Here is a 21,102-nt window from a genome sequence, read left to right as displayed (position 1 = left end):
CTCGCCCGGGGGAGCCACCGACAACGGGGTGCCTGGCACGATGGCGCCATGCCCGGCTTCCTGAGACCTCTGGTGCGAGTGGTCACCTACACGCGATGGCTGCACCTCCTCATCGGTTCGGGAGTCGCGTGGGTCTGTGCCTCGGTCTATCCCGGGCTCGCGAGCCCCTCGCGCACCGACTGGCTGCTCATCCTGGCGGATCCCCTTCCTCTGATGGTGCTGGCCGCACTGGTGCCCGCCATGCGACGGGCGGAGGGGCTGCAGGCACGGATGATGCTGTTTTCGGGCCCGCACGCGCGATCGGACGTTGATGAGATCGGCCACGGCATTTCCGTGACGCCGTCCGCGTCGTGGCGCGACCGGGCCAGGACCGCCCTCTGGCTCGTGCTCCGGCTGGAGGCCGGCTGCGCGATGGTTCTGCTCACGGGACAGCTCATCGGCTCGGTCTTCGCCTCGCTGGGCGCGACGGACGAGCCTTCGGAGACCGACGGACTGTTCCTGCCGGTTCCCCTCCACGGCTGGGCGGCGCTGCCGCTGTGTCTTCTCCTCGTCCTGGCGCAGTGCGCGATGATCGTGGCGGCGGGCCGTCTGATGGCCCGGGCGGCCCTGCGCCTCCTCGGCCCCTCCCCCGCCGAACGCCTCGCCGCCCTGGAGGAACGCACCGAGCAGCTCCTCGAACGCAACCGCATCGCCCGGGAGTTGCACGACTCCATCGGGCACGCGCTGACCGTCGCCGTCGTCCAGGCGGGCGCCGCCAGGGCCGCGGCCGATCCGGAGTTCACCGACCGCGCCCTGGAGGCCGTGGAGGAGACGGGCCGGGCCGCCCTGGAGGATTTGGAGCGGGTCCTTGGGGTGTTGCGCGAGGACGGGCGGCCCGCGAGCGGCAGGCCGACCCTCGCGGACGCCGAGCGCCTCCTCGACTCGGCCCGCGCATCGGGCACGAAGGTCGACGCGGAGATCTCGGGCCCCCTGGACCGGCTGCCGGGCCCTGTCTCGCGGGAGGGCTACCGCATGCTCCAGGAGTCGCTGACCAACGTCCTGCGACACTGCGGCCCGGTGCCCGTGCGGCTGCGGATCGCCGTCGACGAGGCCCGCCTGGTCATGGACGTACGCAACGCCCTGCCGGTCGCGGCCGGATCGACGGGGCGCGGCGGCAGCGGTCTGCGGGGCATCCGGGAGCGGGCCACGCTGCTCGGCGGGCGGGCCACCACGGGACCGGCCGACGGTGAGTGGCAGGTGCACGTCGAGCTGCCCCTCGGGTGATCTACGCTGACCGGATGCCGGTCACAGTGCTCCTCGTCGACGACGAGCCCCTCGTACGCGCGGGTCTGCGCGCCGTCCTCGAGGCGCAGCCCGACATCCGTGTCGTCGGTGAGGCGGCGGACGGCGCCGCGGTGATCCCGCTCGTCCGTGAACTGCGTCCCGACGTGGTCGCGATGGACGTCCGGATGCCGCTCCTCGACGGAATCGAGGCGACGCGCGCGGTGCTGCGCACGGTTGCGGACCCGCCGAAGATCCTGGTGGTGACGACCTTCGAGAACGACGAGTACGTGTACGAGGCGCTGCGCGCCGGCGCCGACGGGTTCCTGTTGAAGCGGGCCAGGCCGGCGGAGATCGTGCACGCCGTGCGGCTGGTCGCCGAGGGCGAGTCGCTCCTCTTCCCCGCGGCGGTGCGGCAACTCGCGGGTGAGCACGGCAAGCGGCGCGGCAACGCCAGGGCGCGGGCCGCGCTCGACCGGGCGGCGCTGACCGAGCGCGAGGCCGAGGTGCTGCGGCTGATGGCGCGCGGCCTTTCCAACGCGGAGCTCGCGTCCCGTCTGGTGGTCGGCACGGAGACCGTCAAGTCGCATGTCAGCTCCGTACTGGCCAAGCTGGGGGCGCGCGACAGGACGCAGGCGGTCATCGTCGCGTACGAGTCGGGCTTCGTGTCGCCGGGATGACGGCCGTACGCAGGGGGAATACGGGCCCGGCACTCGCCGCAGCACCGCGCGGCGAGTACGATCCGGCCATCATGCGCACGAGCTGGGAGGACGGACGTTGGGGCGGCTGACCGGCGGGGACCCCTCTCTGTTGCGACGTATCAACTCCGCGGTGGTGCTGCACGCGCTGCGCGCCGCGGACTTGGCGACGCTGACGGAGATCACCCGCGTGACCGGGCTCTCCCGGCCGACCGTCGAGGGGGTCGTCGAAGGGCTCATCGAGGCCGGGCTCGTGGTGGAGTCCGCGGCCGAGGACGGCGCCGCGCGCCGTCAGGGGCGGCCCGCACGGAAGTTCCGCTTCCGGGCGGAGGCGGGTCATCTGCTCGGCCTGGAGATCGGTCCGCACCGGGTGGCCGCCACGCTCTCGGATCTGGACGGCACGGTGCTCGGCACGGCGTCGAAGAGTGTCTCCGAAGAGGCCTCCGCGGACGACCGGCTCGAACGCCTGCGCACCGTGGTCGCCGATCTGCTGCGCCGTGCCGGGATCGCCCGCAGTTCGCTGCGCGCCGTCGGCGTGGGGAGCCCCGGCATCCTGGAGGCGGACGGCACGGTGCGGCTGAGCACGGCGCTGCCCGAGTGGACGGGGCTCCAGCTGGGCGAGCGGCTGCGCCGTTCGTTCAAGTGCCCGGTGCTGGTGGAGAACGACGCGAACGCGGCCGCCGTGGCCGAGCACTGGAAGGGCGCCGCGGCCGGCACCGACGACGTGGTGTTCGTCCTCGCGGGGCTGAGTCCGGGGGCCGGTTCGCTGATCGGCGGGCGGCTGCACCGGGGGTACGGCGGCGCGGCGGGCGAGATCGGCGCGCTGCATCTGCTGGGCCGGGAGGTCACTCCGGAGACGCTGCTCTCCACCACCGGCCGGCCGCTGCACCCCTTGGACGAGCAGGCCGTCGCCGAGGTCTTCGCCCATGCGCGGGAGGGTGACGCGCGGGCGCAGGCGGCCGTGGAGCGGTTCATCCAGCGGCTCGTGCACGACGTGGCCGCCCTGGTCCTGGCCCTCGATCCCGAACTGGTCGTCGTGGGCGGCTGGGCGGCGGGCCTGGACGGAGTCCTGGAGCCGCTCCACCAGGAGCTGGCCCGCTACTGCCTGCGGCCGCCGCGGGTCGCGCTGTCGGTGCTCGGCGAGGCGGCGGTGTCGACCGGGGCGTTGCGGCTGGCGCTCGACCATGTCGAGGAGCAGCTGTTCGCCGTCGAGGGGACCGTGACCGCGCGGCAGTGAGGTGACGTTCGGGCCGGGGCGGGACATGCGTCGCGCCCGGCACCTCAGGTGCCGGGCGGGTGCCGGACCTGTGTCGGCCCGTGGTGTCGGAGAGCGCGGCGCTACGACTCGTGGTGGATCTCCACACCGCCGGAGTCGCCGAAGGTGAGTTTGCAGGTGTCGGCGCGGTAGGTGGCCACGGAGACCGCGGCCGTGCGTCCCTCGGCGAAGAAGCGGGTCGTCACGAGAAGCACGGGTGCGCCGGGGAGCCGGTCGAGGGCCCTGGCGTCGTCGGCGCGGGCCGAGCCGAGCTCGACGGCCCGGTCCTGCCCTTCCAGGTCGAGCCGGGCCAGCTCGCGCAGGACCACGCGCGCGCGTGCCGCACCGGAAGGCGCATCCATGCCGGTCAGCTCGGCGACCGATGTCATGGGGACGTACAGCAGCTCGGCGGCGACGGGCTGCCCCTGCGAGACGCGGGTGCGGCGCACCACGTGGACCTGCTCGTCCGTGCCGGTCTCCAGCATGTGAGCCACCGGCGCGGGCGGCGCCGCCGGAGCGCAGTCCGCGGGCTGCCAGGCGTCGCCGACCGCGCCCGGCCACGTGCCCTGGGCGGATCCGACGGCCACGCCCATCCGCGGCGGAGCCACGGTCGTGCCCACTCCGCGGCGGCGCTGCAGTCTGCCTTCGAGTTCGAGTTGCTCCAGTGCCTGGCGGAGCGTGGCGCGGGCGACTCCGAACCGGGCGGCGAGATCGCGCTCGTTCGGCAGGATCTCTCCCACGGCGAATTCGGAGTCGAGCGCCTCACTGAGCACGGTCTTCAGATGCCAGTACTTCGGCTCCGGCACCGTTTCGAGCTGCGTGGTCCCCACCCTGTCCTCCGCAATCGCCGTTGACCGGCGGCGTTTAAGCGCCCTTGTTTATTAAAGGTTCCTGCACTATCTCTGCGACCATAAAGCCGCACCCACCCTTGGTCAAGACCAATCCTCCATCCGTTACAGGCTGCACAGGATCGGTGCCACAGAGCATTCATGCGAAGTTCGCACGAGGCCAAGCGGGCGTAACCGGCCACGTGTGCGGCAACGGCCGACATGCATCCGCACGACGGAGCCCCCGCCCTGCCGGACGGGGGCTCCGCACCGCGTGAACGCGCCACCGCGCGCGAGATGCGGCCGGAACTCTACCGACGGAGTCCGACGAGCTTGTCCGGGTTGCGGATGATGTAGATCTTCTGGACGAGGCCCTCGGCGACGTCCAGCTGGAAGACGCTGTCGAGCTTGCCGTCGAGGAAGATGTGCGCGGACGCGGCGCCGTTGAGCTCGCCGAAGCGGATCTCGACCTCGCCCGCGGTCCGGATCACGCCGGCGGCGGTACTGCTGAGGAAGCGGCCCACCTTGTCGGCGCTCTCCAGGACGCGCAGGGGGGCCTTGCTCTTGCCGCCGGCGTCGCCGACCAGCCGTACGTCCGGCGCGAGCAGGGACATCAGCCCGTCCAGGTCGCCCTCGGTCGCCGCGGCCAGGAACCGCTCGGTCAGGTCGCGCCGCTCGGCCGGGTCCACCTTGTAGCGGGGCCGGCCCGCGTCGACGTGCTTGCGGGCCCGCCCGGCGAGCTGGCGCACGGCGGCCTCGCTGCGGTCGAGCGTGAGCGCGATCTCGGAGAACGGGAATCCGAAGGCCTCGCGGAGCACGAAGACGGCGCGCTCCAGGGGCGAGAGGGACTCCAGGACCACCAGGACCGCGAGGGAGACGGAGTCGGCGAGCACGGCCCGCTCGGCGGTGTCGGGGACCGTAGGACCGAACTCGGTGACACAGGGCTCGGGGAGCCACGGCCCGACGTACGCCTCGCGGCGGGACTGCAGGTGGCGCAGGCGGTCGATGGCGAGCCGGGTGGTGACGCGCACCAAGTAGGCGCGCGGTTCGCGCACTTGGCCGCGGTCGGACGCCGACCAGCGGAGCCAGGCCTCCTGGACGACGTCCTCGGCGTCGACCACGCGGCCGAGCATGCGGTAGGCGACGCCCATGAGAACTGAACGGTGCTCTTCGAAGACGTCGGTCACGCTGTCGGTAGCCACCCTCCCATCCCAGCCCACCGGACAGCACGTGTCCAGGCCGGCCGCGGCCCGCCTCTTGAAGTGCGGGCTACTGAGCGGTAATTGTTGCTGACAACGTGTCTAACGCATCCGAGAGGCCGTCGCCCGACGGCGTGGACAGGAGCAGTCATGGCCGCAGAGGTGTCCTACAGCGTCGCGTCGCCCGACGGCGCGCGCACCGTGACGGTCTCCTACGAACGGGCGGGCACGGGCGAGCCGTTGCTGCTGCTGCACGGCATCGGCCACCACCGGCAGGCCTGGGACCCCGTGTTCGAGATCCTGGCCGCCGAGCACGATGTGATCGCCGTCGACCTGCCCGGCTTCGGGCGGTCGCCCGCGCTGCCGGACGGTCTGGGGCACGACCTCGCCACGGTCGTCCTGGCGCTGGCCGCGATGTGCGAAGCGCTGGAGGTGGAGCGTCCGCACGTGGCGGGCAACTCCCTCGGCGGGCTGCTCGCCCTCGAACTGGGCCGCGAGAAGCTGGTCCGCTCCGTCACCGCGCTCTCCCCCGCCGGCTTCTGGACGTCCGCGGAGCGCCGGTACGCGTTCGCCACGCTCCTCGCGATGCGGCAGGGCGCGCGTCTGCTGCCGGTGCCGGCGATCGAGCGGCTGTCCGGGAGCGCGGCCGGGCGCACGGCGCTCACGAGCACCATCTACGCCCGTCCCTGGCGCCGTTCACCGCAGGCCGTCGTCGCCGAGACGCTCGCGCTGCGCAACGCCTCGGCCTTCGAGGCGACGCTGGCGGCCGGGCGGCACGTCCTCCCCCAGGTCGATGTGCCGGGCCTGCCGGTCACCGTCGCCTGGGGCACGCGGGACCGGCTGCTCCTGCGCCGCCAGGGGATACGCGCCAAGCACACCATCCCCGGGGCGCGCCTGGTCCGCCTCCCGGGCTGCGGCCACGTCCCGATGCACGACGACCCGGCGCTCGTCGCCCGCGTCATTCTCGACACCTGCCGCTGACGGCCGCCTCGCGAAGACTCCCGACCCCAGCGCCACGCCCGCGCCGACCAGCGCGCTGCCCGCGGCCTGGGGCACGCCGTAGGAGCCCGTCCCCACCAGCGGAGCGGTGCAGGCTGCGGCGACCGGGATGAGGCCGGAGAACAGCGTGGCGCGTTCGGCGCCGATGCGCTGGAGCCCGGTGTACCAGAGCACGAAACCGACGACGGTGACGATCACCGCCTGCCACAGCAGGGCGGCTCCCTCGGTGCGGTCGGGCCACCGCACGAAGCCGCCGCCGTCGAGGACGAGCCCGAGGACGGCCGATTCGGCGGCGGCCACGGCGCACACGGTGGCCGCCAGGAGCCGGGGGCCGAGGGGGCGCAGCACGGGCACGGCGAGCACCGCGAAGCCGACCTCTCCGGCGAGCGCGCCGACCGAGTAGAGGAGCCCGGGTACGTCCGTGCGGCCCCAGCCCTGCACGACGAACGCCCCGGCGGCCACGAGGAGCGCGCCGTGCAGGACGCCCCTTTGCGGAGTGCGCCGTTCCAGGAGCGGCACCAGGAGGGCGACGATTACGGGGGCGCATCCTACGAAGACACCCGGTACGGCAGGTTCCGCTGATTGCTCCGCGGCGAGGATCGCCAGGTTGAAGCCGACCATCCCCACGGCTGCGAGCAGCGCCAGGCGCCCCCACTGAGGCCCGCGGAGCCCGCGCAGCGCGCCGGTGCCCTCCTTGCCGAGCCAGGGCAGGAGAAGCAGGCAGGCCAGGCCGTACCTGATGAACTGGCCGCCGCTGTAGGGATAGTCGCCGAGCAGGCTGTTGGCGGTGAAGGAGCCGCCGACGAGGAGGCAGGCGAGGCCCGCGAGGAGCGCCCCGCGGGAGGAGTTCGTGTTCATGCCCCGACGCTAGGAAACCGGGCGGCCCCCATTAAGGTCCACTTTCACGGCCTGTTCGGGGACCACTTTCCGGGCGCCCCGCGCCGTGCTCGACCGAACGCTCCGCAGACCCCCGCCGATCCCCGCCGATACCGAAGAGGGTGTGTCCCCCTGCCCAGCCAGAGCGCCGACGACCGCGCGCGGTGGAGCGCCGCCTGGGAACTGCTCCTGCCGGCCGCCTCCGCCCCCGCGCGCAACCGTGGCCGCAGCCTCCGTTCGGCCCTGCGCGAGGCCGTCAGGTCGGGGCGGCTCACGGCGGGCACGCGGCTGCCCTCCACGCGCGAGCTCGCCGCCGATCTAGGCGTCTCGCGCGGCCTGATCACGGAGGCGTACGAGCAGTTGGCCGCGGAGGGCTACCTGCGCAGCGGCCGGGGCTCGGGGACCTGGGTGGGGGACGCGGCGCGGGCCGCGGCGCCCGCGGTGCGTGACCGCGCGCCGCGGGCCGGGCACGCGCGCGTGGACTTTCTTCCCGGCGTCCCCGACCTGTCGCTGTTCCCCCGCTCCGCGTGGGCCACCGCCCACCGCCAGGTGCTCGCCCAGCTGCCCCACCACATGCTGGGCTACCCCGATCCGCGCGGGCTGCCGAGACTGCGTACCGCCCTGGCCGACCTGCTGGCGCGGCGCCGCGGCGTGGTCGCGGAACCGGAGCGCGTGATCGTCTGCTCCGGGGTGGCCCAGGCGATGACGCTGCTGGCCCTCGCCCTCCGCGCGCGCGGGCACACCGCGATCGGGGTGGAGGACCCCGGCAGCCCCGAGCACGCGACGCTGCTCGCCGCCGCGGGAGTCTCCCCGGTGGGCATACCTGTGGATGACGAAGGCGTGAGCCCTATGGCGCTACGGGAGCGGGGTGTGCGCGCGGTCGTCACGACGCCCGCGCACCAGTTCCCGTCGGGCATCGCCTACTCGGCGAAGCGCCGCGCCGAACTCCTGGACTGGGCACGGTCCGTCGGCGGCCTGCTCGTCGAGGACGACTACGACGGGGACTTCCGCTACGACCGCGCCCCGGTGGGCGCGCTCCAGGGACTCGACCCCGAGCACGTCGCGTACACCGGTTCGGTGAGCAAATCGCTCGCCCCGGGGCTGCGCCTCGGCTGGCTCCTTGTACCGGAGGACCTCGCCGAGGAGGTCGTCGAACGCAAACGCGTGATGGACCTGGGCAACCCGGCCCTCGACCAGGAGCTCCTGGCGCACTTCATCGAACGGGGCGACTACGACCGGCAGTTGCGCCGCTGCCAGCGTGCCTACCGAGAACGCCGGGACGTCCTGGCGGCCGCTCTCGACGAGCACTTCCCGGGCGTGCGGGTCACGGGGATCGCGGCCGGCCTGCACGTCATCGCCCGGCTGCCCGGCCGCTGGGGGCCGCAGGACGCGTTCCTGGCACGCGCCGCGGCGGCCGGTGTCGCGGTCCGCCCGCTGAGCGACTACGCCGTCCCCCGCCCCCCGGAAGCGACGTCCGGCCGAACGGCGGCGCCTGACGACGCAGTGCACCTCGTACTGGGCTACGCGCACGTGGCACCGCCACGGATCCGCGAGGGCGTACGGCTGCTGGCTCGGGCGGTTCAGGAGCTGGACCACGCGCGCGTGCAGAGCACCAGCCGGTAGCCGTCGGGGTCCTCTACGGTGACCCCCCATTCGTTCCAGTAGGGGTTGGGCGACATGACCTGCTTCCCGCCGTGCTCCTCGAGCCGCGACACCAGCCCCTCGGGGATCTCTTCGTCGAGGTAGACGACGAGCAGGTCCTCTTCGGTGGGGCGCGGGCGGACGGGCGAGCCCGCCTCCTGGACGAGTTCGAGGTGCCAGGAGGCGTCGGGCCACCCGACCATGAGCAGGTCGTGCTTCCCCGGGGCGCCGCCGCTCTCGGCCCGGTACAAGACACTCAACCCGAGTCCGCCGGTCCAGAACCGCTCGGCCGCCGCCAGATCACGGGACGGACGGGCGATGCGGACATGGCTCTGGCCGTTGACGGGCACGGGGCTCCCCCTTCGGTACGGCACACCGGCCGGCGTGCGCTGCGTCCGATCGTAGGCAGGCGTGGATCTTGTGGCCATCGGTCGTCGGTCCTCGGGCGGGCGGCCCGGCGACGTACGGCCGAGGACGTAGGCGGGTGCCGCGCCCGGTCCGGCGGAGACGGGTTCCGCGCGGCGGTTCCCTGCTCCTGCCGGGAGTTGTTCACTTGTGGTTCGCGTGGGTGTTGTGGCGCGCTACCGGCCGGGCGCCCGCAGACTGGTCGCACCCGTCAACTGGAGGCGCATTCATGTCGCAACGTCAGCCGAGCCCGTCACCCCGTCGCCGCAGCGTGCTGCGCGGATCGCTCGCCGTGCCTGCGGCGCTCGCCGTGCCCGCACTGGCCGGGGCGGCGCCCTCACTCGCCCTCTCGGGACGCCCGAAGGCCGACTGGGGCGTGCAGGCGGGGGACGTGAGCGCGCACGCGGGACTGGTGTGGGTACGGTCCGACCGGCCGGTCCGGATGGTCGTGGAGACGTCGGCCACCGAGTCGTTCCGCAACCCGCGGCGCTGGCAAGGACCCCTGCTCGGCCCCGGCACCGACTTCACGGGGACGACGCGACTGCGCGGACTGCCCGCCGGTGAGCAGATCCACTACCGGGTGCTGCTCGCCGACCCCGACGACCCCCGGCGGACGGGCGAGCCGGTCCGCGGCACCTTCCGCACGACACCGAAGGGCCGCGAGGAGGACGTGCGCTTCCTGTGGTCGGGCGACATCGCGGGCCAGGGCTGGGGCATCAACCCCGACCGCGGCGGCTACCGCGTCTTCGACGAGATGCGCCGCCGGGACCCGGACTTCTTCCTGTGCAGCGGCGACAACATCTACGCCGACAGCCCCATCCTGCCGAGCGTCACGCTGCCCGACGGCTCCGTGTGGCGGAACATCACGACTGAGGAGAAGTCCAAGGTCGCCGAGTCCCTCGCGGAGTTCCGGGGCGCGTTCCGCTACAACCTGCTCGACGAGAACCTGCGGCGGTTCAACGCGCAGGTGCCGTCCATCGTCCAGTGGGACGACCACGAGGTGCACAACAACTGGTACCCGGGCCAGATCCTGGACGACGCGCGGTACACGGAGAAGAACGTGGACACCCTGGCCGGGCGCTCGCTGCGCGCGTTCAGCGAGTACTTTCCCGTGTCCACACTGGCGCCGGGCGACGAGGAAGGACGGGTGTACCGGGTGCTGCGGCACGGCCCGCTCCTCGACGTGTTCGTCCTGGACATGCGCACCTACCGCAACGCCAACTCGCCGGGCAGGCAGCCCGACGACACCACCGGCATCCTCGGCGCCCGGCAGCTGGCCTGGCTCAAGCGCGAGCTGTCCCGGTCGCGGGCCGTCTGGAAGGTCATCGCCTCCGACATGCCGCTCGGCCTCGTCGTACCGGACGGCCGGGCCAACTTCGAGGCCGTGGCGCAGGGCGACCCCGGGGCCCCGCTCGGCCGCGAGCTGCAGATCGCCGAACTCCTGCGGCACATCAAGCACCGCAAGATCACCGGCACCCTGTGGCTCACCGCCGACGTGCACTACACCTCCGCGCAGCACTACGACCCGTCGCGGGCGGCCTTCAAGGACTTCGCACCCTTCTGGGAGTTCGTCTCCGGGCCGCTGGCCGCCGGCGGCTTCGCCGCGACGAAGCTCGACGGGACGTTCGGCCCCGAGCAGAAGTTCATCAAGGCCCCGAACCGGGCGAACACCTCACCCGCCGAGACCCCGCAGTACTTCGGCGAGGTCGACATCGACGGCGGCAGCGGCGAGCTGACGGTGCGACTGCGACAGGAGGGCGGCGGCGTGCTGTTCACCCAGGTGCTGCGGCCGGGCCGGGTGGGACAGTAGCTCGGGAGAGTAGCCCGGGGCAGTGGCCGGGAGGCAGTGGCGGGGGCGGTGGCGGCACTCGCGGCAGCGCGGCTGAAAACGCCGCCAAAAGGGTCAGATGGCCTCTTTACCCATCGGTCACAGGGCGTTCGCGATCACGCAACACCGGTCCAGCACAGTGTCCGTATGAGAGCTGAGATGTCTGACGTGACACGGACCAAACACGGCCGCCCCGTCCATCAGTGGCGGCGCGACGTGGTGGAGCTGGCGGCGCTGTTCACGGCCGTGGCGGTGGCCGACGCGGTGGCGAACATGGTGGGGCACGGGCCGGACGGGCCGGTCCTCCTGGCCGTATCGGCCGTGGTGCTCGTCGCCACGGTCGGCTTCCACACCTGGTGGGCCCGGCGCCACAACCACGCCCCACCGACAGCGGACGATACCGGCGCCCGGCCGCCCGCCGACGCGGAGCAGGCCGGGCCCCCGACGACCGCCGACCCGGACCCCGCCCCGGAGCCGGGCGCGACCACCCTGTGGCGGATGCGGACGACCGTGCGGGACGAGCCGGGGTCGCTGGCCGCGCTGTGCGTGACGTTCGCCGAGCGCGGCGTGGACATCCTCAGCCTCCAGGCACACCCGCTGGCCGAGGGAACCGTCGACGAGTTCCTGCTGCGCGCTCCCGCGGAGCTGTCCGGCACCGAGATCACCCGGTCGATCGCCCGGGCGGGCGGCGCGGGCACCTGGATCGAGCGCGCCGACGCCCACGACCTGGTGGACGCGCCCACCCGCATCCTCGGCCTGGCCACCCGCACCGCGCTCGACGCGGCCGAACTCCCGCTTGCCTTGAGGCAGTTGCTTGGCCGCTGCACCATCCGCTCGCTGCCCGCCGCGTCGCGCCCAGCCGCCTCGCGCTCCGCCGACGCGCGGTCCGGACCCCGCGAGGACGGGGCCGCCGCCAAGGAGGCCGCCCCGGTCGACGGCGTACTCGAAGGCACGGTGCTGCGCCTGAACGGGCCCGACGGTGAGACCATCACCGTGGAGCGGCCCTACCTGCCGTTCACCCCCACGGAGTTCGCCCGCGCGCGGGCCCTGGTGGAGCTCGACACCCGGCTCGGCCCGCGCATCCCGCGCAGCCAGGACGTCCTGACGCTCCCGGAGGGCAACTCCATCACCGTGCGGCGCGCAGGCACGGCCGACATCGAGGCCGCCAAGGCCATGCACGAGCGCTGCTCCCCGCGCACCCTCGACATGCGCTACCACGGCCCGGTGCACGACGCCGACCGCTACCTCAACCACCTGCTCAGCCCGCGGTTCGGCCGCACACTCGCGGTGCGGACCGCGTCCGACCGGATCGTCGGCATCGGCCATCTCCTCTGGGACGGCGACGAGACCGAGGTCGCGCTCCTCGTCGAGGACGACTGGCAGCGCCGCGGCATCGGGAGCCAGCTCCTTTGCCGCCTGGTGACGATGGCGGTCGAGGCCGGCTGCGAGAGCGTGTACGCGGTGACGCAGGCGTCCAACACCGGGATGGTGGCCGCGATGCGCGGGCTCGGCCTGCCGCTCGACTACCAGATCGAGGAGGGCACGCTGGTGATCACCGCCCGCCTGGAGGCGACGCCGGTCAGTTCGCTGCTGCCGTACGACCACGCACGGCGTCCCGACGGCCGTGTCGGGCAGCACCGGGGCTGACCGCCGATGGGACGGGCACGGCGTGGGCGACGGCCTGGACCGGTCCGAACGCCTGGTCCAGGTCGCGCCACAGGTCCTCGACGTCCTCCAGGCCGCAGGACATGCGCAGCAGGCGGTCGCTCACGCCGGACGAGCGCCGGTCGTCGGCGTCCACCACGCGGTGGCTGATGGACGCCGGGTGCTGGATGAGCGAGTCGACACTGCCGAGACTCACCGCCGGGGTGATCAGCCGTACTCCGGCAATCACCTCGTGCGGGTCGCCGTGCACTTCGAAGGCGACCATGGCGCCGCCCAGGCGCGGGTAGTGCACGCGGGCCACCCGCGGGTCACCGGCCAGGCGGCCCGCCAGTTCCGCCGCGGTGGCCGAGGCGGCGCGCACCCGGACCGGCAGCGTCGCGAGACCGCGCAGCAGCAGATACCCGGCGAGCGGATGCAGCACCCCACCCGTGGCGAACCGCACCTGGCGCAGCCCCCTGGCGAACTCCTCGTCGCACGCGACGACTCCGCCGAGGACGTCGCCGTGTCCGCCCAGGTACTTCGTGGCGCTGTGCAGCACCAGGCGGGCACCGCTCTCGGCGGGCCGCTGCAGTACGGGCGTCGCGAAGGTGTTGTCGGCGAGCAGCGGGACCGCGCCGCAGGCGCCGGCGACCTCCGTCAGGTCGAGTTCGGCGAGGGTGGGATTGGCGGGCGTCTCGACCATCACCAGGCCGGTCTCCGGGCGGATGGCGTCGGCGATGCCGTCCGGGTCCACCCAGGTCACGTCGGTGCCGACCAGGCCCGCGGTGAGCAGGTGGTCGCTGCAGCCGTACAGCGGCCTGACGGCCACGACGTGGCGGAGGCGGGCGGCGCCCCGCATCAGGAGGACCGCGGTCAGCGCCGCCATGCCGCTCGCGAACGCGACCGCGCTCTCGGTCCCTTCGAGCCGGGCCAGGGCCGTCTCGAAACGGGCGACGGTGGGGTTGCCGAGGCGGGCGTAGACCGGCGGTCCCTCGTCGACGGTCCCGTCGGCGGCGAAGGCGTCGATGCGGGCGGCCTCGGCCCTGCTGTCCCGTGAGGGGTAGGTCGTGGAGAGGTCGATCGGCGGGGCGTGCAGGCCGAGCCCGGCCAGATCGTCCCGCCCCGCGTGCACGGCCTCGGTGGCCAGGGCGCGCTGCGCGGACGGGGTGCCGACTGCGGTCTTGTGCGGGGCTTTCCCGGTGTTCGCTGCCATGCCCCACAGGCTGAACATCCGCCGGGGAGCGGTGTCAGAGGGCCGTGCTACGTTCGGCCGATGGCCGATTCCGTCACACTGGACCCGGTGGACCTCCACATACTGCGCCTGCTGCAGAACGACGCCCGGACCACTTACCGCGATCTCGCGGCCCAGGTCGGTGTCGCGCCGTCCACGTGTCTGGACCGCGTGACGCGGCTGCGGCGTTCGGGAGTGATTCTCGGACATCAGCTGCGGCTCGACCCTGCGAAGCTCGGCCGTGGACTTCAAGCGCTCCTCTCCGTGCAGGTCCGGCCGCACCGCAGGGATCTGGTGGGCCCCTTCGTGGAGCGCGTCAGGGCGCTCCCCGAGTCGCTGTCCCTGTTCCACCTCACGGGGCCCGAAGACTTCTTGGTGCACGTGGCGGTGGCGGGGCCCGCAGATCTTCAGCGGCTCGTTCTCGACGAGTTCACCGCACGGCGGGAAGTGGCGCGCGTGGAGACACGGTTGATCTTCCAGCAGTGGGCGTGCGGTCCGTTGCTGCCGCCCGACGCCGCGACCGAGAGCCCGCAGGATCCGTCCGCCAAATCATGGTGACGCCGGCCCCTCGAACGTACGACGATGTCCGCATGTCAGACACGAAGAACCCGCAGCCGAACACCGGCCCGCTCCCCCGCGCCGTGGCCGACGCCTACGTGGACGAGCTCGTCGCCCTCGACCCCATCACCGGCACCTACCTTGGTGTCAAGGAGAGCCACAGCAGGCTCCCCGACGCCTCCCCCGCCGGCCAGGAAGCCGTCGCCAGCCTGGCGCGCACGACTTTGACGCGGCTGGACGAGGCGGAGCAGCGGCCCGGCGCGGACAGTGAGATAGAACGTCGCTGCGGACGGCTGCTGCGGGAGCGGCTCACCGCGCAGCTTGCCGTCCACGAGGCCGGCGAAGGATTGCGCGCCGTCGGCAACATGCACACGCTTCCGCATCAGGTGCGGGGCATCTTCAACGTGACCCCGGTGGAGACGGAGGAGGACTGGGCGGCGATCGCCGAGCGGCTGCGCGCCGTACCCGCCGCGCTCGACGGCTACCGCGCATCGCTCGAACTCGGCCTGGAGCGCGAGCTGTTCGGCGCACCGCGCCCGACGGCCACCTTCATCGGGCAGCTCACCGAGTGGGTGGGCGAGGCCGGCGGCGGCGCGAGCGGGCGCGGCTGGTTCGAGGACTTCGCGTCGGCCGGTCCCGACTCGCTGCGCACCGACCTGGACGCCGCCGCGCTGGAGGCCACCGCGTCCGTGGTCGCGCTGCGCGACTGGATGCGGGACGTCTACGCACCCGCTGTCGAGGGCGCCGCCGACATCGTGGGCCGCGACCGCTATGCCCTCCTCTCCCGCGAGTGCAACGGCGCCGACCTGGACCTGGACGAGGCGTACGCGTACGGCTGGTCGGAGTTCCACCGGCTGCTCGCCGAGATGCGGACCGAGGCCGAGAGGGTCCTGCCGGGCGCGGCCACCCCCTGGGTGGCGCTGGCCCATCTGGACGAGCACGGGGCCCACATCGAAGGTGTGGACGAGGTCCGGGTCTGGTTGCAGGAGCTGATGGACGAGGCGATCGACGCCCTCGACGGCTCCCACTTCGAACTCGCCGAACGGGTGCGGAAGGTGGAGTCCCACATCGCCCCGCCCGGCAGCGCGGCCGCCCCCTACTACACGGGCCCCTCCGAGGACTTCTCGCGTCCCGGACGCACCTGGCTGCCGACGATGGGCGACACCCGCTTCCCGGTCTACGACCTCGTCTCCACCTGGTACCACGAGGGCGTGCCCGGCCATCACCTGCAGCTCGCCCAGTGGGCGCACGTCGCGGCGAACCTCTCCCGCTACCAGGCGACCGTCGGCCTGGTCAGCGCCAACGTCGAGGGGTGGGCGCTGTACGCGGAGCGGCTCATGGATGAGCTCGGCTTCCTCACCGATCCGGAGCGCAGGCTCGGCTATCTCGACGCCCAGATGATGCGCGCGCTGCGGGTCATCGTGGACATCGGCATGCATCTGGAACTGGAGATCCCGGCGCACTCGCCCTTCCACCCGGGTGAGCGCTGGACGCCGGATCTCGCCCAGGAGTTCTACGACGCGCACTGCAGCAGACCCACGGAGTACGTGGCCAGCGAGATGACGCGTTACCTGACCATCCCCGGCCAGGCCATCGGCTACAAGCTGGGCGAGCGGGCGTGGCTGCTCGGCCGGGAGAACGCGCGGCGGCGGCACGGCGCCGCGTTCGACGCCAAGGCGTGGCACATGGCCGCGCTCTCGCAGGGCTCGCTGGGCCTGGACGACCTGGTGGACGAGCTGTCGAAGCTGTGACGATCCGGGGCGGTGGGGCGGATGGCAGCGCGGCACGCCTCGCCCACCGCCCCGCCGCCTGCCCGATCGCAGTCAGCGATCGAGGTCGATGACCGAAGTCAACGACGCAGGCGACCTTTCGCCCCTCGCCCCGGCACCTCAGCAGCCGCAGTCCGCTCCGTCGACCGGCGCCGTCAGCGCGTCCGGGTCGCGCCGCTCGTGCCCCTCCCACGTCTGGAACTCGAAGCCCTCGCGCGCCCAGTACTCGAACCCGCCCAGCATTTCCTTGACGTGGAAGCCGAGTTGGGCCAAGGCGAGCGCCGCGCGGGTCGCGCCGTTGCAGCCGGGACCCCAGCAGTAGGTGACCACGGGCACCGACTTGTCGAGCAGCGCTTCGGCCTGCTCGGGGATCAGGGCGGTGGGCAGGTGGACCGCGCCCGGGATGTGCCCCTGGTCCCAGGAGGCGGTGGAGCGGGTGTCGACCACGACGAAGCCCGGATCGCCTTCGGCGGCGAGCGCGGACGCCACATCGGAGACGTCGGCGTGGAAGGCGAGGCTCGCCCCGAAGTACGCGGCGGCCGCGGCCGGGGAGGCCGGCGGGACCCGCAGGACGGGGTTGTCGATCAGCTGGGGGTTCGTGTTGTTCATGGCCAGAAATCTACGGGCGGCGACCGGCAGCCTGAAGGGATGATCCCCGGCGTCTTGACGTCTACGCCGTCGAATCCCCGGCGATGGAAGGAAGGGGCGCCGTATACCCCGGCGGGACAACAGTTCAGCCCCAAAGGCAAGTTCCTCTGGGGCTCACTTCTCCCCTTTGGGAATGGTTCGAACCGAAACAAGATTCGCCATGCAGGAAGCCGCAAGACCACACAGGCACCCCCTGCGGCCAGCACCGGCCCCTACGGATGCGACCCAACACCCCGCACCGGGCCCGAGCACCTTCCGGAGTGACGCCATCCGGACAGCGGCTCCCGACCTCTTGCGCCGCCGACGCCTCCTCTGCCAGATTCTCCCCCAGCCAGAAATGGCATGCTCGCGACAGGGGATACCCGCCCCCTGCCCGCGCAGCTACTGCATACCTATGCAGTGCCGTCCTCATCCAGGACGTTCCATCCCCACACAATGGAGACGAACGTGCGAATATCCAGACTCGTCCCCGCGCTCGCAGCCACCGCACTCGCCGTGCTGGGGCTGGCCCCCACGGCGGCGGCCCAGAGTGCGGCGCGCGCGGACGCGCCCACCATGGCGTCCGTCGATTCCTCCCGGCCGATCATCGGCGGCGGCTACGCGAGCAACGCGCCCTGGGCGGCCAGGCTCTTCTCCAACGGCCAGCAGACGTGCAGCTCCACGATCATCGCCCCGACCTGGATCCTCACCGCGAAGCACTGCGTCAGCGGCGGGGGCCTCTCGTTCCGCATCGGCAGCCTCGACCAGACGTCCGGCGGCACCACGGCCAACGGCGTCGGCGTGCAGACCCACCCGAGCGCGGACCTCGCCCTCGTCCGCCTCGACCGCTCCGTGCCGGGCACCTACGCGCGCCTGGGCACCCCCGGCTCCGTCACCGTGGGCCAGACCGTGCAGGTGTACGGCTGGGGTGCGACCTCCCAGTGCGGCCAGGAGATCAACTGTCAGTCCCGGCTCCTGAAGGTCGCCGACGTCGTCGTGACGGGCGGCTGCCGCGACGCCTACCAGGGACAGGCCATCTGCGCCCGGCGCGGCAACGGCATCACCGCGGGCGGCGACTCGGGCGGTCCGATGATGGGCAACGGCGTGCAGGTCGGCGTCGCCTCCACCAGTGACCGCCAGACCACCACCGCGTACACGAACGTGACGGCGTACCGCTCCTGGATCCAGAGCATCGCGGGCGTCTGACACATCGTTCGCCCCGGCAGCGTCGCTCTGCCCCGCAGCTGCCCCGCACGGAGTCCCCGGCCCCCTCTTGATCGGCCGGGGATTTCCCTGTTACCTCTCCGCTATGACCGGTTATTCCACGGACGCCACCGACTGGCGCATACTCGAAGTCCTCCAGCGCGAGGGCCGCGCCAGCTACGCCGAACTGGCGCGCGCCGTCTCGATGTCCGCGAGCGCCGTCACCGAGCGCGTGCGGCGCCTGGAGGAGGCGGGCGTCATCCAGGGGTACGCGGCCGTGGTCGACCCGGAACGCTTGGGGCTCCCCATCCTCGCCTTCGTCCGGCTGAGGTACCCCAACGGCAACTACAAACCCTTCCACGACCTGCTCGACGCGACCCCCGAGATCCTTGAGGCACACCACGTCACGGGCGACGACTGCTTCGTCATCAAGGTCACCGCACGCTCGATGCAGCACCTGGAGGAGGTCTCGGGGAGGATCGGCGCGCTGGGTTCGGTGACGACGAGCGTCGTCTACTCCTCGCCGCTGCCGCGCCGCCCACTGGGACGCTGACCTCGGCGGTTCAGACCGCACCCGGCTGCCACACGTTCGCCCCGGCACGCCCCTTCACAACCAAACGAGGCAACAAGCTGGTGTAAATGTCAGCTGTCGGTGGGCGATTACTCAGTCGAAGGGGCCGACCGTGACCTGGAGGGCCAACTTGCCGTCTTCCTTGTGGATCTGGGCGAAGAGGACGGATGGTTCGGTGTAGTCGTCCTTGAGGTCGACGGCCAAGATGCAGCCGGATTCCGCAGTCATGCATGTGGCGTCCACTCCGGGCATCCCGACCGTTGAGACGCCCGGGACCGCCTTCAGCCAGCGCCCGATCGCATCCTTTTGTCCGGCGCTCGGTGCGCCAGTAACGGGACCTCCCAGGTAGACGATTCGCGCCCGGTCCCCGTCGACACGGGTTTTGGATTTCACGGTGTAGTCCGGCGGATGGCCCATGGCTTCGGCTGCCTGAAGATTCTCCCGGTAAGCATCGCTATCCCCGTGACTGGGGATCAGTAGCGCGGACGCCACCGCGGCCAGCACTGCCGCGCTGATCCACGCGACCCGACGGGCTACCCGACGGCGGCCTACGACGGGCGGTCCCGCAGGCGCCGTGGGCCGACCCGCCGGACCTGCCGACGGTATGGCGGGTGGGTGCGCGGGGGCCGTGGGCCAATGGGACACGTCTGCGGTCGGCGTGTGAGGGGTCGGCGGCGCGGCGGCCACCTGATCCAGCTGGGCCTGCAGCTGCTGCACGGTCAGACGCCCAGCCGGTTCTTTGCGGAGCAGGCCCTCCAGCACGGGAGCGAGGGGCCCAGCCTGCACGGCAGGGGCAGGTTCCTCGGTCACGACGGCGACCAGCACGGCGCTCGGGGCCGTCCCCGCGAAGGGCGGGCGCCCCTCCACGGCGGTGTAGAGAGTGGCCCCCAGTGACCAGAGGTCGGACGCGGCGGTGGCCGGAAGGCCCCGCACCTGCTCCGGGGCCATGAACGCGGGTGTGCCCATGATCATGCCAGTGGCCGTGAGGGTGGCGTCGCCCTCCAGGGCCGCAATCCCGAAGTCCGTCAGGACGGCCCGCCCGTCCTCGATCAGGATGTTGGCGGGCTTGATGTCCCGATGGGTGATGCCTCTCTGGTGCGCGGCGCTCAGCGCGGCGGCCACCTGTCGCCCGATGTCGACAGCGTGCTGCGGTGCCAGGGGGCCCTGCTGGCGCAACAGGTCGTCCAGTGACCCCCCGGTCACCAACTCCATGACGATCCACGGCCGCCCGTCCGCACCGGCGATCCGGTCGTAGACGGTCACGATGCCTGGATGCTTCAGCCGCGCGGCCGCCCGCGCCTCGCGTTCCAGCCGGGCAATCCAATTGGCCCGCTCCTCGGCCCCCAGGTGCTCAGGCAGGCGCAGCTCTTTCACGGCCACGTCCCGCCCCAACTGCTCGTCGTAGGCATGCCAGACCGCGCCCATCCCGCCTTGACCAAGCAAATCAGTCAGCCGGTATCTGTCCGCGAGGAGTTGCCCGTGATCGCCGTCCACGGACGGAATATATCCGGGCGACCTCACAGGACTGCTACTGGCCCAACTCCATGAATCAGGCGACTTCTTGCCCCGGCCTGAAAGGGGTTCACGGAACGACCAAGTACCGGACGGCCTTCTACGAGCGTCTGTCCGCGCGAGCGGATGCGCTCTTCGGGCCAGCCACCGCCTCGCTACGTGCGGAGGACCCGACCCGGGCGCCGCCGAGCGGAGGAAGCATTGCTGGAAGAGTTGATGGCGAGTGTCGCGGACCCGCACGTACCTGATTTGATTTTCTACCCAGAGCCTCCGCTGTCCGCAGCGCAAGTGGTCGACCAGGCCTAGCAGTCATCATCGCCAGGGGAGGAAGACATGCACGGTCTTGCCCTCGCTGTTCCGCACGGTGACGGTCTGCTCGGCCAGGGTGTTGATCAGGTGCCATCCAATGCCGCCCCGACCGGTGAGATCGGGTGGGCGGGGCTTCGGAGCTGTGGAGTTGGTATCAGTGAGGGCGATCTCGACCGTGTCGGCCACTGCGCACATACGGAGGCTGAAGGGGCCGGGCGCATAGGTGAAGGCGTTCGAGGTCAGCTCGGTGATCACCAGAAGCACATCGTCGTACGCCTCCGGTGAGGTCGGTGGCTTCACCAGTTGCAGGCGGCGAAGAAAGGTGGCTGCGCACTCGCGCGCTTCGGTCACATCGCTCAGTTCGCCCTCGAAAGTCCATGTCTCTTGGATGGCCAAGCTGCTCGGGCTGACGTCGCCTTGTAGATGTTTCCGGTAGGCGTCCATGGCCGTCTCCCTTTTGCTCGTGAGGCTCCGAAGGGCTGTTGTACGGGTTTCCGATCTCGGAGCCACCATGTCTGTCTTCCGGCTATTGCGCGGGCCAGGCGGCGTTGGACGCCTCTCAGGACCTGAGCGGAGCGAGGGCGGCGTCGACAGTGAGCTCTCTTCCCTCTCACGCTGACGTGAGGCATGACGGGGTCTCGCACTGTGGCCTGGGAAGCAGCAGAGGAATCAGGTGCCCAGGGGTGTTCG

General features: G+C 72.1%; 18 protein-coding genes and 1 pseudogene. 11 read left to right on the top strand and 8 right to left on the bottom strand.

What is annotated here, in order from left to right:
• The first annotated feature begins 48 nt into the window (after window positions 1-48).
• From ACFVYR_RS08630 to ACFVYR_RS08620, 3 genes are all read left to right on the top strand, one after another.
• A complete protein-coding gene (locus ACFVYR_RS08630; RefSeq protein WP_384252919.1) occupies window positions 49-1,263 on the top strand; it encodes a sensor histidine kinase in 1,215 nt (404 codons plus the stop codon).
• Window positions 1,264-1,277: 14 nt separating this feature from the next.
• Window positions 1,278-1,940 carry a response regulator gene (locus tag ACFVYR_RS08625; protein ID WP_384252922.1) on the top strand — a complete coding sequence of 221 codons (663 nt, stop codon included), beginning with the start codon at window positions 1,278-1,280 and terminating at the stop codon, window positions 1,938-1,940.
• 97 nt (window positions 1,941-2,037) lie between these two features.
• A complete protein-coding gene (locus ACFVYR_RS08620) occupies window positions 2,038-3,195 on the top strand; it encodes an ROK family transcriptional regulator (RefSeq protein ID WP_384252925.1) in 1,158 nt (385 codons plus the stop codon).
• A gap of 101 nt (window positions 3,196-3,296) precedes the next feature.
• On the opposite strand, the gene ACFVYR_RS08615 is transcribed toward ACFVYR_RS08620, so the two are convergent.
• Both ACFVYR_RS08615 and sigJ read right to left on the bottom strand, forming a co-directional pair.
• On the bottom strand, window positions 3,297-4,043 hold the full coding sequence (locus ACFVYR_RS08615) for a GntR family transcriptional regulator (RefSeq protein WP_384252928.1): 747 nt from the start codon (window positions 4,041-4,043) through the stop codon (window positions 3,297-3,299).
• A gap of 308 nt (window positions 4,044-4,351) precedes the next feature.
• Window positions 4,352-5,242, bottom strand: coding sequence for an RNA polymerase sigma factor SigJ (sigJ, locus tag ACFVYR_RS08610; protein ID WP_384252931.1), 891 nt, complete (start codon window positions 5,240-5,242; stop codon window positions 4,352-4,354).
• Between the two features lie 147 nt (window positions 5,243-5,389).
• On the opposite strand from sigJ, the gene ACFVYR_RS08605 reads away from it, so the two are divergent.
• Window positions 5,390-6,220, top strand: coding sequence for an alpha/beta fold hydrolase (locus ACFVYR_RS08605; protein WP_384252934.1), 831 nt, complete (start codon window positions 5,390-5,392; stop codon window positions 6,218-6,220).
• A gap of 87 nt (window positions 6,221-6,307) precedes the next feature.
• Here ACFVYR_RS08605 and ACFVYR_RS08600 read toward each other — a convergent pair.
• Window positions 6,308-7,096: pseudogene (locus ACFVYR_RS08600) on the bottom strand (DMT family transporter); the annotation flags it as partial.
• 150 nt (window positions 7,097-7,246) lie between these two features.
• Here ACFVYR_RS08600 and ACFVYR_RS08595 point away from each other — a divergent pair.
• The gene (locus ACFVYR_RS08595; protein WP_384253023.1) at window positions 7,247-8,737 is read left to right on the top strand and encodes a PLP-dependent aminotransferase family protein; all 1,491 of its coding nucleotides are present in this window, start codon (window positions 7,247-7,249) and stop codon (window positions 8,735-8,737) included.
• Here ACFVYR_RS08595 and ACFVYR_RS08590 read toward each other — a convergent pair.
• Window positions 8,695-9,105, bottom strand: coding sequence for a VOC family protein (locus ACFVYR_RS08590; protein ID WP_384252937.1), 411 nt, complete (start codon window positions 9,103-9,105; stop codon window positions 8,695-8,697). The genes ACFVYR_RS08595 and ACFVYR_RS08590 overlap by 43 nt on opposite strands.
• Before the next feature lie 284 nt (window positions 9,106-9,389).
• On the opposite strand from ACFVYR_RS08590, the gene ACFVYR_RS08585 reads away from it, so the two are divergent.
• Both ACFVYR_RS08585 and ACFVYR_RS08580 read left to right on the top strand, forming a co-directional pair.
• The gene (locus ACFVYR_RS08585; protein ID WP_384252940.1) at window positions 9,390-10,970 is read left to right on the top strand and encodes an alkaline phosphatase D family protein; all 1,581 of its coding nucleotides are present in this window, start codon (window positions 9,390-9,392) and stop codon (window positions 10,968-10,970) included.
• A gap of 177 nt (window positions 10,971-11,147) precedes the next feature.
• Window positions 11,148-12,635: a GNAT family N-acetyltransferase gene (locus ACFVYR_RS08580; RefSeq protein WP_384252943.1), complete on the top strand. Its 1,488-nt coding sequence runs from the start codon at window positions 11,148-11,150 to the stop codon at window positions 12,633-12,635.
• On the opposite strand, the gene ACFVYR_RS08575 is transcribed toward ACFVYR_RS08580, so the two are convergent.
• Complete coding sequence (locus ACFVYR_RS08575; protein ID WP_384252945.1) at window positions 12,568-13,845, bottom strand: trans-sulfuration enzyme family protein; 1,278 nt, start codon at window positions 13,843-13,845, stop codon at window positions 12,568-12,570. The two genes, ACFVYR_RS08580 and ACFVYR_RS08575, sit on opposite strands and share 68 nt — an antisense overlap.
• A 60-nt stretch (window positions 13,846-13,905) precedes the next feature.
• On the opposite strand from ACFVYR_RS08575, the gene ACFVYR_RS08570 reads away from it, so the two are divergent.
• Together ACFVYR_RS08570 and ACFVYR_RS08565 are read left to right on the top strand one after the other, a co-directional pair.
• Window positions 13,906-14,421: an Lrp/AsnC family transcriptional regulator gene (locus ACFVYR_RS08570; RefSeq protein ID WP_384252948.1), complete on the top strand. Its 516-nt coding sequence runs from the start codon at window positions 13,906-13,908 to the stop codon at window positions 14,419-14,421.
• A gap of 32 nt (window positions 14,422-14,453) precedes the next feature.
• Window positions 14,454-16,172 carry a DUF885 domain-containing protein gene (locus ACFVYR_RS08565; protein WP_384252951.1) on the top strand — a complete coding sequence of 573 codons (1,719 nt, stop codon included), beginning with the start codon at window positions 14,454-14,456 and terminating at the stop codon, window positions 16,170-16,172.
• 138 nt (window positions 16,173-16,310) lie between these two features.
• Here the strand turns inward: ACFVYR_RS08565 and ACFVYR_RS08560 are convergent, their stop codons facing one another.
• On the bottom strand, window positions 16,311-16,799 hold the full coding sequence (locus tag ACFVYR_RS08560) for a rhodanese-like domain-containing protein (RefSeq protein ID WP_384252954.1): 489 nt from the start codon (window positions 16,797-16,799) through the stop codon (window positions 16,311-16,313).
• A gap of 486 nt (window positions 16,800-17,285) precedes the next feature.
• Between ACFVYR_RS08560 and ACFVYR_RS08555 the strand changes: the two genes are divergently transcribed.
• Entirely contained in the window at window positions 17,286-18,023 is a 738-nt protein-coding gene (locus ACFVYR_RS08555; protein WP_384252957.1) for a S1 family peptidase, read from the top strand.
• A gap of 103 nt (window positions 18,024-18,126) precedes the next feature.
• On the top strand, window positions 18,127-18,573 hold the full coding sequence (locus ACFVYR_RS08550) for an Lrp/AsnC family transcriptional regulator (RefSeq protein ID WP_384252960.1): 447 nt from the start codon (window positions 18,127-18,129) through the stop codon (window positions 18,571-18,573).
• A 111-nt stretch (window positions 18,574-18,684) separates the two neighbouring features.
• Here the strand turns inward: ACFVYR_RS08550 and ACFVYR_RS08545 are convergent, their stop codons facing one another.
• Together ACFVYR_RS08545 and ACFVYR_RS08540 are read right to left on the bottom strand one after the other, a co-directional pair.
• Window positions 18,685-20,085, bottom strand: a complete 1,401-nt coding sequence (locus ACFVYR_RS08545; protein WP_384252963.1) for a protein kinase — start codon at window positions 20,083-20,085, stop codon at window positions 18,685-18,687.
• Between the two features lie 330 nt (window positions 20,086-20,415).
• Window positions 20,416-20,856 carry an ATP-binding protein gene (locus tag ACFVYR_RS08540; protein WP_384252966.1) on the bottom strand — a complete coding sequence of 147 codons (441 nt, stop codon included), beginning with the start codon at window positions 20,854-20,856 and terminating at the stop codon, window positions 20,416-20,418.
• Window positions 20,857-21,102 lie beyond the last annotated feature (246 nt).

It is taken from the genome of Streptomyces sp. NPDC058284, from assembly GCF_042881135.1.
GTDB lineage: Bacteria > Actinomycetota > Actinomycetes > Streptomycetales > Streptomycetaceae > Streptomyces.
This window is presented reverse-complemented; position numbering and strand designations above follow the sequence as displayed.

Coding starts and splice junctions, on each gene's coding strand:
- ACFVYR_RS08630 (WP_384252919.1), top strand. CDS start 49: ATGCCCGGCTTCCTGAGACCTCTGGTGCGAGTGGTCACCTACACGCGA.
- ACFVYR_RS08625 (WP_384252922.1), top strand. CDS start 1,278: ATGCCGGTCACAGTGCTCCTCGTCGACGACGAGCCCCTCGTACGCGCG.
- ACFVYR_RS08605 (WP_384252934.1), top strand. CDS start 5,390: ATGGCCGCAGAGGTGTCCTACAGCGTCGCGTCGCCCGACGGCGCGCGC.
- ACFVYR_RS08585 (WP_384252940.1), top strand. CDS start 9,390: ATGTCGCAACGTCAGCCGAGCCCGTCACCCCGTCGCCGCAGCGTGCTG.
- ACFVYR_RS08580 (WP_384252943.1), top strand. CDS start 11,148: ATGTCTGACGTGACACGGACCAAACACGGCCGCCCCGTCCATCAGTGG.
- ACFVYR_RS08575 (WP_384252945.1), bottom strand. CDS start 13,845: ATGGCAGCGAACACCGGGAAAGCCCCGCACAAGACCGCAGTCGGCACC.
- ACFVYR_RS08570 (WP_384252948.1), top strand. CDS start 13,906: ATGGCCGATTCCGTCACACTGGACCCGGTGGACCTCCACATACTGCGC.
- ACFVYR_RS08565 (WP_384252951.1), top strand. CDS start 14,454: ATGTCAGACACGAAGAACCCGCAGCCGAACACCGGCCCGCTCCCCCGC.
- ACFVYR_RS08560 (WP_384252954.1), bottom strand. CDS start 16,799: ATGAACAACACGAACCCCCAGCTGATCGACAACCCCGTCCTGCGGGTC.
- ACFVYR_RS08550 (WP_384252960.1), top strand. CDS start 18,127: ATGACCGGTTATTCCACGGACGCCACCGACTGGCGCATACTCGAAGTC.
- ACFVYR_RS08540 (WP_384252966.1), bottom strand. CDS start 20,856: ATGGACGCCTACCGGAAACATCTACAAGGCGACGTCAGCCCGAGCAGC.